This is a genomic window from Ruegeria sp. CDSB029 (assembly GCF_059611125.1).
In genome coordinates this window covers 108,007-119,032 of record NZ_JBXWOX010000015.1, presented here as the reverse complement: position 1 = coordinate 119,032, position 11,026 = coordinate 108,007, and the positions used below count along the sequence as shown (strand labels likewise).

Sequence of the window (11,026 nt, the reverse complement as noted above, 5' to 3'; positions counted from 1 at the left end):
GCGCAAACAAACTCCCAGAACCAGAAGGCCTCACAGCCTGACCTGTTTCGTTAGGGCGCAAAAAATGCGCCCTAACGCACCGGTAAATTGTCCAAGCGCCAAATTTGACCATGATGTCAACGGGCTAAATTTCCCCACTTTAAGGTTTGAATGTCTGAATGGCGCGTGGTAGCCGGGATATCCCAGCCGTTTACAGTGTGTGAATGTTAGCTTTCCGGGGCTTTTGGCTGGGCCCCTGAAAGCGGTTTTTGATATGGTATGACTTCAAAGCTAAGACCCATCTTAAGCCTGTGCAGCCCACAACGTGTGGTGGCCGGAGCGTTCTTCCTTCCTATGCTGGCTTACGCTTTTCCGCCATTCCAGATGTCTGATTTGCCATTTGTCATATGCTTCTTATTTTGGTTCGGGGTGATGGGCATCGCTGTGACGTCGACCTGGATGGCCCGAAAACTGATCCGCGAAACCGGGACTGTTCTGAACCTGCCGGTGCGTGACCTGGCAATCGCCCTGTTTGTTCTGCTGTTGTTTATCCCGTCCCTTTGGTTGCTGGGCGTGGTTCTGTTTTCCATTGGGGGCCACTCTGCACCCGGCATCCCGCAGGTTATAGGATACAGCGCCTTGTTTACTGCTGGCCTAATACTGACCAGCCGAGCGGAACGCAAAAGCGCACCACTATCATCCCCGGCACCGCGGCTTGCGCGACGGTTGCCTGCGTCTTTTCAGGGGCAGATTTATCGCCTGAGCTCGCGCAATCACTATGTGGATGTGGTCACATCTGAGGGCACCTTTGCGATCCGGTTACGGCTCTCTGATGCGGTTGGGGAAATGGAGCCCTTGCGCGGGCACTGTGCGCACCGCTCTCACTGGGTCGTGGATGAAGCAGTTGCAGCCACTGAGAAAGTAGCCGACAGAATTTACTTGAAGCTGGTGAATGGTGACCTGATACCAGTCAGCCGGAAGTACAAGCCGAAGCTCGAGGATGATGGGCTGATATGATCTTAGCGCGGCATTGGGATGATTTGCGGATGAGGGCCGGTCAGGATGGCCATTGCCCGGTCGCTCATCAAGTCACTTAGAACCTTCTCGGAACTTCGCAGCCCGCCTGTATAGGTGCCATAGGCCGGTAGGATAAGCCGTGCATTGTCCAGCAAAAACGCCGGGCGTGTGATCGTCCGACCGCGTGCCCTGATGCGGGTTTTGGGATGGTAGTGACCCGAGACTTCACCTTGCGCACCAAGTAGGGCGATATGTCGGAAAACCAGCGGACCCACCGTGTATTCAGCCAGATGTGTTCCGCCCAGATCTATTGGGCCCGGGTCGTGGTTTCCTTCGATCCAAATCCATTGTCGGCCTGCCTGAAGGGCCGTCAACGAAAGCTTCTCGGTGGTGCCCAATGCAGTCAACGCATCCAGATCGTCAAAGCTATCGCCCAGACAGATGACAGTTTGCGCGCCGGTTCTGTCGATGTCTACGGCCAGCCTGGTCAGGGTGTCCTGACTGTCATAAGGCGGAAGTGAGGGACCACCGCGTCGCGCCATACGTTCGGATTTGCCAAGATGCAGATCGCTGACGCATAGCAGGTTCCGGCTTGGCCACCACAACGCACCAGTTCCCAGAGCGCGCAGGTCTTGATCAACAAAGGAAAACGCCAAATCGTTCATGGTACGTTCTTTGCCTGTTTTGACCTCTGGCGCAACCTGATTTACTTCGTGTCCAGTCCCGCAGCCTGTAGCAACCGGGCGCTTTCCTCGGCCAACAGGCGTTCTTCGGCGGCACCTTTGACTGGTACCTTGCCAACCTCCAGAAACAACGGAGCAGCAAGCGGAGAGACCCGATCAAGCCGAACCAGATCGATCCGGTCGCCAATGCGTTCGATCATTGCCTCGATACGCCCAAAATCGACCAGGCCGCGCATTGCTTCCTCGCGGGTGATCTGCATCAGCAGGTGGTCGGGGTCATATTTAAGCAACGTGTCGTAAAGGATGTCCGACGAAAACGTAGCCTGACGCCCGCTCTTGCGTTGCCCGCCTGTATTGCGTTCGATCAGGCCTGCGATTGTGGCAGAGGCGCGAAAAGTGCGTTTCATGACAGCGTTGCCCGCCAGCCATGTCTCAAGCCCGTCACGCAATTCGTCCAGTTGGAACAGAGGGCGCGGGTCGGTCACTGCGTCCAAGCCCCAAATCAGCGTCGCATAGTCGGTGGAAACGAAACCAAGCGGGGCAAGCCCGGTTTCCTCCATCCGTTTGGTCAACAAAAGGCCAAGGGTTTGCTGGGCATTGCGACCGGCAAAGCCGTAAACACAAAGATGTTCACGGCCATCATTGGGGAAACTCTCGATCAGCAAGCGATCACGCTGCGGCAATCGGGACATATCTCGCTGCAGGGCAAGCCACTCGGCTGTGTGTGCAGGCAATTGCGGCCAGTCGGTTTGAGCGAACATGCGCAGGATACGATCGCTGAGTTGGGTCGAGGTCGCGAACTTTGTACCCGAGAACGTGGCGATCTTGGGTTTCTTGTCGGCCCGACGGCTGACCTCGACCACCATTTCTCGCAGCCCCTCATAGCGGACGATCTGCCCGCCTATCAGGAAGGTATCTCCGGGCGTCAGAGAGGCTGCAAATGCCTCCTCGACCTCACCCAGCGGTTTGCCCCCACGATTGCGCTTTAGGCGGACTTTCAGCGTGTCAGTGTCCTGTATCGTGCCCAGATTCATGCGAATACGCTGTGCAGCCCGCGGGTCTCTTAGCTGCCATTGGCCGTCGGGGCGCTGCAACAGCCGCTGCCAGCGATCATAGGCGCGCAGCGCATAGCCACCGGTTGCACAGAAATCCAAACAGGCGTCGAACTCAGCGCGGCTGAGGTCAGAAAATGGCCCTGCTGTTGTCATTTCGGTGAACAGGGCGTCTGCATCGAACGGGCCCGCCGCAGCGGCGATGAGCATATGCTGGCACAACACGTCCCTTGGGCCCCGTCCGCGCGGTTGGCCATCCAGATCATGCGCCTTTGCAGCCTCCAATGCGGCGACGCACTCGACCACTTCGAACCGGTTCGCTGGCACCAAAAGGGCTTTGGACGGGGCGTTGTAGCGGTGGTTGGCACGACCAATCCGCTGCACCAGACGCTTGACGTTCTTGGGCGCGCCAATCTGGATCACCAGATCCACATCGCCCCAGTCGATGCCCAGATCCAGACTGCCGGTGCAAACAATGGCGCGTAGGTCACCGCGGACCATCGCAGCCTCGACCCGTTCGCGCTGTTGCCGATCTAGGCTGCCGTGGTGAATGCCAATGGGCAGCCCGTCATCATTGGCAAGCCAAATGTTGTGAAAGAATATTTCGGCCTGCGCGCGGGTGTTGTGAAAGATAAGCGTGGTTTTGTGTTGTTTGATCTGATCCAGCACCGCAGGGATCGAATAGGCCGCCCCTCCACCGGACCAGGGCGGCATCTCTTGCGTCTCAAGCATTCGGATGTCGGGATCGGGGCCGGGGTCTGCCTGAATGATCTGACATGGATCAGGGTTACGGGCCAGAAACTGTGCGATGGTTTTTGGGTCTTCGACTGTGGCCGACAGGCCGACGCGTCGCAGGTCAGGGCACAAGCTTTGCAAACGGGCCAGCGCCAACATCAACTGATCGCCACGTTTGCTTTCTGCCAGGGCGTGAATCTCGTCCACGATCACGCGCTGTACCCCTGCAAACATCCTTGGCGCATCCTCGTAAGAGGTCAGCAAAGCCAGGCTTTCAGGCGTGGTCAGCAGGATATGTGGAGGGTCCACGCGCTGCCGTTTCTTTTGCGTGGCCGTGGTATCGCCTGTTCGGTCTTCAATGCGAATGGGCAGACCGATTTCATCCGCCGGGCCGCGCAGGTTGCGGCGAATGTCGGCGGCCAACGCTTTGAGCGGCGAAACATAGAGCGTATGCAGGCCGGGGTGATCATTTTCCGCCAGTTCGGCCAGCGTCGGCAGGAAACCGGCCATCGTCTTGCCACCGCCGGTTGGCGCAATGAGCAAAGTGGCCGGGTCCGCAGCCCGGTCAAACATCTCTTGCTGATGTGGGTGGATGGACCAGCCTTTGGTGTCAAACCAAGCCGTGATCCGGGCGGGAATCTGCGTCATGAACGCAGACTACCCGGCCTGTCCCGGAAATGGCACGGCGTTATTTTACGATAGTCTCGTCTTTAACGAACATGTTGGCCCAGGCCCTGTCAATCAGGTCGGGGCTCATCTGATAGGGGATGCCCTCGAACTCGCAGATCGAGATCATCTGGTCGATCAGGAAGATCGGCTGATAGTTGGCGTAGACGTTGTTGATGGTCGGGTATTTGACCTTCAGCAAATGCACCAGAGCGGATTCATCCAGCGGCATGCCGCGTTTTCGCGCCACCATTGCGAAAATTTTTAGGAAGTCTTCTTGAACCGGACCACCGATCTTGATCTTGAAGAAGATCCGGCGCAGGGCCGCTTGGTCGAAGATCTCGTTCGGGTGGAAGTTGGTCGAGAAGATGACCAATGTGTCAAAGGGAACCTCGAATTTTTCGCCTGATTGGAGGCCAAGAATATCCTTGTTCTCTTCCAGAGGAACAATCCAACGGTTGACCAGCGCTTGTGGCGGTTCCTGCTGACGACCAAGGTCGTCCACGATAAAGATGCCGCCGGTTGATTTCAGTTGAAGCGGCGCCTGATAGGTGCGTGCAGTCGGGTTGTAGACCAAATCCAGCATGGAAAGCGACAGTTCACCGCCCGTTACAACGGTCGGGCGTTCGCATTGAACATAGCGTGTGTCGAACCGTTTGCGGCGGCGGAGACTGTTGGGGTCATCTGCTTCCTGCTCGATCGCAGTGTGGACGATCGGGTCATAAACGGTGATGACCTGACCGGCATACTCGATGGCACGAGGTACATAGACGTTGTCCCCTAACGCGTCGCGAATACCGTTCGAGATTGAGGACTTACCGTTTCCCGGAGGGCCATACATCAGAATGGATCTGCCAGCGCTGACCGCGGGGCCCAGATGGTCCAGCAGGCTGTTGGGCAGAACCAGATGCCCCATGGCGCCCGTTAGCTGATCGCGGGTCACTTGAATATTTCGGATAGACTGACGCTTGACCTGTTCCCGGTAGACGTCCAGCGGAACCGGCATGGCGCCGAAGTACTCAGATTGGCTCAGCGCGTCCAGAGCGCGGGCTTTGCCGGCATCGGTAAGCTGATAGCCCATCTCGTTGCCACTGTTGGCGTTCAGTGTGCCGGTCGCTTCGAGCAGCTTTTGTTCGCGGGCAATGTCCACAAGTTCTTGCGTGACCGCACCTGGCAAACAGACCGCTTCCGCGATTTCCGTGACCGTATCCACGTTCTTTCGGAATATCGTCTTAAGCAGAATGTCCCGCATCATCACGATGGGCAGTTTCATTTCGGCCATACCCTTAGGGGCAGGGGGGGCCATAACCGAGGTCGTCTGCATATTCATGAGCGTTGCCCGTCTATCCACTAATCACGCCAAAAGCCCCACACGGGCCACTTGCCTAAAATCTTAACCTGGTTTGTGTCAGCACCAAGGCACTGAAAAGGCGGACTGATGATAGTTTATGAGCCGGAAACAGTACCGAGAATCAGATAGATCGCCAGGCTGGCCCCCAACGGAAAACCCATCGGGAATTTCTTGCCCCGATCCCAGCTTTCCCAGTCCGGGGCAATTGCCCTAAGGCGCGTGTGTTTGGCCAGCCGATGTGTCACATATGCACCAAGCATGGCACAAGTGGCGATCAGCGTCATAAGCAGATAGTCACCGGCCCAGACAAAGGCCGAGGCGGCCGCTAGAAACTTGGCATCACCTGCGCCCATAACCCCAGCCGCGTTGAGGAGGATGCCAAAAAACAGAACGACAAAGATGTGCAGCAATTGCCATAGATAGGGCGGCAGCGTCAGGGCAATCGGACCAACGCCGCCGGTCGTCCACTCGGTGGACCAAGGTGGCAGCACAATCAATCCGACAACAGCAAAAATCGCGACCAAAGCGATCACGGCGTGATTTTTGATCAACATGCTACGCAGATCAGTGAAGGCTACGTACAAGCAGATCGGCAACACAAATGGCAAAAACCATGCGGCTGCCGTCGCAGGGATATTCATGAATCAGGCCTCTTCAAGCGCGCGAAGCGATCGAACGGCTTCCTCATAGTGCTGCGGGTGGGTTGCAATGGCTTCGCGGAACAGGTTCTTGGCCGTTGTGATGTCGCCTTGCTTGATTGCAGAAATGCCCATTGTATTCAGTAACATGGCCCGCTCAACCTGCGTCAGAGGAACAACCGGCATGTTATAGTTGCCCTGCGCGGCCCGGGCCAGCACAAGGTTGTTCTTGGCTGTGAACAGCGATTTGTCCTGACGGATAGCTTCAGAAAACAGCCTTTCCGCATCCGCGTAGTCACCGCGTGACAGCTTGGAGTAGCCCCAGTTGTTCATAACGCTGCCAGGGCGCGTGGTCAGACCGACGGCTGTTTCGTAAAAGTGATCTGCGCGTTTCCAGTCTTTGCGAGAGTCTGCAACGACCGCCTCAAGACGGTAACGTTGGAATGTCTCATAGGTTGGAGGAACAGAATCCAGCGTCGACTTGGCGGTCGACCAGTCACCTGCGCGGACCGATGCCGCGGCGTATTCGACCCGGTCGACGTTGCTCGCGCCCTTCATGGTTGTCACTTTTTTCCACGCCGAAGCGGCCTCGGTCGTGCGTTTGGCGCGCGTAAGAGAAATCGCGAGGCCCCGTTGCAGGTCGATCCGGCCGGGGTTTTTTGCAGCAGCACCTTTGAAATAGGTCACAGCCTCGTTCGGGTCAGCCGCGGTCAGAAGAACCTCGCTCAGGTTGGTTTCGTCAATGACGTCCACCTCCTGATAGGTGCGTTCGACCTTTTCTTCCTCGGTTTCTTTTTCGCAGGCGGACAGGACCATCCCGCAGATTACCATCGTTGGAATCAAGAATTGCTGGCGCATTTTTTGCGTCCCTTACTGCTCTTGCCAATGTTACGGGAGCTTGCGCAGCTTGAATTGCCCGTCGCCTTGCTGCTCCAGTGTATATTCTTGTTTTTCCGGGGTAGTATTAACAGGATTTTCCATTTTTGCGAGTGCTAAGCGTAGATTGTCTAAGATTGCGTCACTTTCGCCATTGTCCAAAGCAAAGGCGCGCCGGAACATCTGTTCTGCCTCGGGGTATTCGGCCTTTTCCATCAGCACAACACCAAGATTGTTCCACGCGATAGGCCAGTCAGGCTCATCCTCAATTGCGCGGCGCAGCAGTTCCTCTGCCTGCCCTAAACGCCTGAGACCCAGGTTCGCAGTCCCCATTGAGGTCAGGAGTTCCGTTGTCATCCCCTGATCCAGCGCGGCACGGGAAAAGGATGTCAGCGCCAGCTCATATTCGCCCGATGCCATCAGCCGGTTTCCGACTGTAACCGGATCAACAGCTTCGGCCTTAGGGTCGATGCCAGGAGCATCCAGATCGTTCGAAAGGCCTGTTTCTGTACAAGAGGCCACCATGGCAAGAACCAAGGTGGCCTGAAACGTGCGGCGTAGCCTAAACCGGATACACCTGAAATTTGAATTCATCGGGACGTTATCCACCGGATCCACTGTTTGCAAAGTCCGCGATGCCTTTTGCCGAGGGGCCGACCAGAATGACCAGCAACGGCGGCACCGTCAGTATCATTGTGGCAAGTGTCATTTTGGTTGGCAACTTATTCGCTGCCTCTTCGGCGCGCATCACTCGTTTGTCACGCATTTCACCGGCATAAACCCGCAGGGCTTCGGCTATTGATGTACCAAATGTGGCCGACTGGATCATAACAGTCACGAACGAGCTGACGTCCTGAACACCGCAACGTGTGCCAAAGTCTCTGAGAACGCTGTCCCTGTCCTTACCTGCCTTCAGTTCGTGCGCGACGACTTCGAACTCTAGGGCGATATCCGGGTAAGAGACTTTCATCTCAGCCGCGACCCGAACGATTGCCTGATCCAGCGACTGACCCGCTTCCACGCAGACCAGCATCAGGTCCAGAGTATCGGGAAACCCTGCGACGATGGCTTCTTCTCGCTCGGCAACGCGTCGCGTTATCCAATAGCGGGGGAGGAAGTAGAACGCACATGCCGGGATCAAGACGCGGGTGGCCGTTTGAGTCGGTGTGAATTCTTGGCCACCGGAAAAAACCGTGACCAACAGAACACCAATCGCGACCCCGACCAAACCAAGGGCAAATTGGGCAAAGTGGAAAAAGCGCACCGCGTCCTTGGATTGATACCCCGCCTGGCGCAGCTTGAGTTCCATCGCGGACAGCTCTTCCTGATTCTGTGGTTCCAGGAAGTTCGCAAATTTCTGAAGCTGCTCGTTGCGACTGGCTTGTCGCAGTTTGTCCTTGTTGCCCTTCTTGCTTTCCTTGGGCGCTGCATTTGTACGTTGCAGTTTCTTGAGAGGGTCCTCTGGTTGGTTCAACATCAGTGGCACGGCCACCAAAATCATAAACAACCCCAGAACACCAACCACAATAAGTGGTCCGAACGGCCCCAAATGCTCGGTCAGGACTTCATTGATTTGGGTCAGAAATTCCATACTCAAGCCCTCAGACTTTGATGTTGGTAAGAATGCGCATGACGATCAGGTTCAGTGTCAGCATGATGCCCACAAAGAAGCACATCGGAATGAACCACTCGTGGTCAACAACCTCGTCATAGTAGCCCGGATCTTTCACCAGAATGAACAGCAGGCAGAAAAGGGGGAAGCCAGACAGAAATTTGCCGGACCATTTTGCTTCGGCAGTGATCGCCTTAACGCGCCGGAACAGGCGAAACCGAGCACGGATAACTTGGGCCAAGCCCGCCAAAATTTCCGCCAGGTTACCGCCTGCCTGTTGTTGGATTCCGACAGCAACAGACAAAAAGCGCAAATCTTGCATCCCCAGACGTTCTGCCATGTCCTTTAGGGCTTCACCCACGTCACGGCCATAGGCGCATTCGTCAGCGATGATACCAAATTCCGTTCCAAGCGGATCCTGTACTTCGCTCGCAACAATCTGAATTGTTGAGACAAATGGGTTACCAACGCGAAGAGAACGAACCATCAGTTCAACGGCGTCGGGCAGTTGTTCCTCCATCAGGCCCATACGTTTCGAGGCTTTGTGGTTCACCCAAGCATAGACACCCCCGACACCGATCCCAATCGAAAGCGCAATCCGCAATACGGTATCCGTGGCCGTCCCGATACTTAACCCAACATAAGCAAAGCCTGAAACCAGCACCATGATCATAACCAACTGGCGTGGCGAAAAGGCGATTGCGGCCTTTTGCGCCTTGTCGGCCAACAGCGAATAGAGCGGGATGCTCTGGGTTTTCATATGCTGCTGCATTTCCTTGCGCAGCTGTTCCAGGACCTGCTCGCGTCCGACGCCTTTCTCAAGCATATCCAGACGCCGGTTCACACGGCTGTTCAGGCTGATGGACTTGCCAAATGCCACAAGATAGATGCCCTCGACCAGGAGAAGAACTCCTACGAAGATCACAACATAGATAAGAGCCTCTACGGGCAGTTGCATATCCGGATCTCCTTAGACGGTCGTAGGTTCGTAGATGGATGGAGGCAGGTCAAAGCCCCACAGACGGAAGCGTTCGGAATAGTGGCTGCGAACACCGGTCGCGGTAAAATGGCCAATGATCTTGTTGTCTGGCGTCAGACCAACGCGTTGGAACTTGAATATTTCCTGCATAGAAATCACGTCACCTTCCATCCCCGTAATCTCGGTGATTGAGGTCATCCGACGCGAGCCGTCCTGCAAGCGGCTGGCCTGCACAATCAGGTTCACAGCTGATGAGACTTGGCTGCGGACCGCTTTGATCGGCATCTCGATCCCGGCCATTGCGATCATGTTTTCGAGACGCGAAATCCCGTCTCGGGCCGAGTTGGCGTGGATCGTGGTCATTGAACCGTCGTGGCCCGTGTTCATGGCCTGCAGCATGTCGATCACCTCGGCGCCACGCGTCTCGCCAACGATGATGCGGTCAGGACGCATACGAAGGGCGTTTTTCAAACAATCGCGCGGGCTTACTTCGCCTTTGCCTTCGACGTTAGGGGGGCGGCTTTCCATCCGTCCTACATGGGTCTGCTGCAGCTGAAGTTCCGCCGTATCCTCGATGGTCAGGATGCGTTCGGCGTCATCAATAAAGCTGGACAAGGCATTCAGCGTCGTCGTTTTGCCCGAGCCTGTACCGCCCGAAACGATGATATTCAGACGCGTTGAAACAGCTGCCTGCAAATAGGCGGCCATTTCTTCGGTAAATGCGCCGAAATTGACCAGATCGTCGATGGCCAGCTTGTCTTTTTTGAACTTACGAATGGAAACAAGCGACCCGTCAACGGCGATAGGTGGCACCATTGCGTTGAAACGCGACCCGTCAGCTAGGCGGGCGTCGACATAAGGGTTGGATTCATCGACCCGACGACCCACGGCGGATACGATCTTGTCGATGATCCGCATCAGGTGCTTTTCGTCCTTGAACGTGACGTCGCTGATTTCTAGCTTGCCGTGCCGCTCGACAAAAATCTGCTGAGGGCCGTTTACCAAGATGTCGTTGACGCTGTCGTCTTGAAGCAGCGTCTCAAGGGGCCCCAGACCAGTGACTTCGTCATACAGTTCCTTGTTTAACTGCGACCGGTCTTCGCGATTCAGAACGATATCACGAGATTCAAGAATTTCGCTCGAGATAGCGCTGATTTCTGCCCGAAGTTCAGATTCTCCGGCCTTTTCAAGTGCCGCAAGATTCAGGTTTTCCAGCAGTTCCCGGTGCATCTCGATCTTGATTTCACCCAGGCGCTCTTTGCGCTTGCGATCCCGGTCCGAAGCGACCGGTTCAGCGGCCTTTTTTTGGATTGGGCGACGGGCGACGGCGTTTTCAGTGGATGCTTTTTTCGGAGCAGGCGTTTGTGCCGCAGCCTCAGGCGTTGGAGCAGCCTCGACCGGCTGCGCTGCTGGCTGCTTCTTGTATCTTGAAAACACG

General features: G+C 56.0%; 10 protein-coding genes. 1 reads left to right on the top strand and 9 read right to left on the bottom strand.

All coding sequences use genetic code 11. The annotated features are described in order from the left end of the window. The first annotated feature begins 411 nt into the window (after positions 1 to 411). Positions 412 to 996 (top strand): LytTR family DNA-binding domain-containing protein, encoded by a 585-nt coding sequence (locus tag AC2FI8_RS17305; protein ID WP_496725971.1) that lies wholly within the window; start codon positions 412 to 414, stop codon positions 994 to 996. A 2-nt stretch (positions 997 to 998) separates the two neighbouring features. Here AC2FI8_RS17305 and pdeM read toward each other — a convergent pair whose 3' ends face one another. The 9 genes from pdeM to AC2FI8_RS17260 form a co-directional block, all read right to left on the bottom strand. Further along, positions 999 to 1,661 (bottom strand): ligase-associated DNA damage response endonuclease PdeM, encoded by a 663-nt coding sequence (gene pdeM, locus AC2FI8_RS17300; RefSeq protein WP_496725972.1) that lies wholly within the window; start codon positions 1,659 to 1,661, stop codon positions 999 to 1,001. A 41-nt stretch (positions 1,662 to 1,702) separates the two neighbouring features. After that, positions 1,703 to 4,114 carry a ligase-associated DNA damage response DEXH box helicase gene (locus AC2FI8_RS17295; RefSeq protein ID WP_496780321.1) on the bottom strand — a complete coding sequence of 804 codons (2,412 nt, stop codon included), beginning with the start codon at positions 4,112 to 4,114 and terminating at the stop codon, positions 1,703 to 1,705. A gap of 40 nt (positions 4,115 to 4,154) precedes the next feature. After that, complete coding sequence (locus AC2FI8_RS17290; RefSeq protein ID WP_496725974.1) at positions 4,155 to 5,462, bottom strand: DUF8689 domain-containing protein; 1,308 nt, start codon at positions 5,460 to 5,462, stop codon at positions 4,155 to 4,157. A 116-nt stretch (positions 5,463 to 5,578) separates the two neighbouring features. After that, positions 5,579 to 6,124: a prepilin peptidase gene (locus AC2FI8_RS17285; RefSeq protein WP_496740614.1), complete on the bottom strand. Its 546-nt coding sequence runs from the start codon at positions 6,122 to 6,124 to the stop codon at positions 5,579 to 5,581. Positions 6,125 to 6,127: 3 nt separating this feature from the next. Then, positions 6,128 to 6,979, bottom strand: coding sequence for a tetratricopeptide repeat protein (locus tag AC2FI8_RS17280; protein WP_496725976.1), 852 nt, complete (start codon positions 6,977 to 6,979; stop codon positions 6,128 to 6,130). A 30-nt stretch (positions 6,980 to 7,009) separates the two neighbouring features. After that, the gene (locus tag AC2FI8_RS17275) at positions 7,010 to 7,591 is read right to left on the bottom strand and encodes a tetratricopeptide repeat protein (RefSeq protein WP_496740612.1); all 582 of its coding nucleotides are present in this window, start codon (positions 7,589 to 7,591) and stop codon (positions 7,010 to 7,012) included. Positions 7,592 to 7,598: 7 nt separating this feature from the next. Beyond that, a complete protein-coding gene (locus AC2FI8_RS17270) occupies positions 7,599 to 8,588 on the bottom strand; it encodes a type II secretion system F family protein (protein ID WP_496780319.1) in 990 nt (329 codons plus the stop codon). Between the two features lie 10 nt (positions 8,589 to 8,598). Next, a complete protein-coding gene (locus AC2FI8_RS17265; RefSeq protein ID WP_496725979.1) occupies positions 8,599 to 9,567 on the bottom strand; it encodes a type II secretion system F family protein in 969 nt (322 codons plus the stop codon). A 12-nt stretch (positions 9,568 to 9,579) separates the two neighbouring features. Beyond that, positions 9,580 to 11,025 carry a TadA family conjugal transfer-associated ATPase gene (locus tag AC2FI8_RS17260; protein WP_496740608.1) on the bottom strand — a complete coding sequence of 482 codons (1,446 nt, stop codon included), beginning with the start codon at positions 11,023 to 11,025 and terminating at the stop codon, positions 9,580 to 9,582. Position 11,026: the final 1 nt, after the last annotated feature.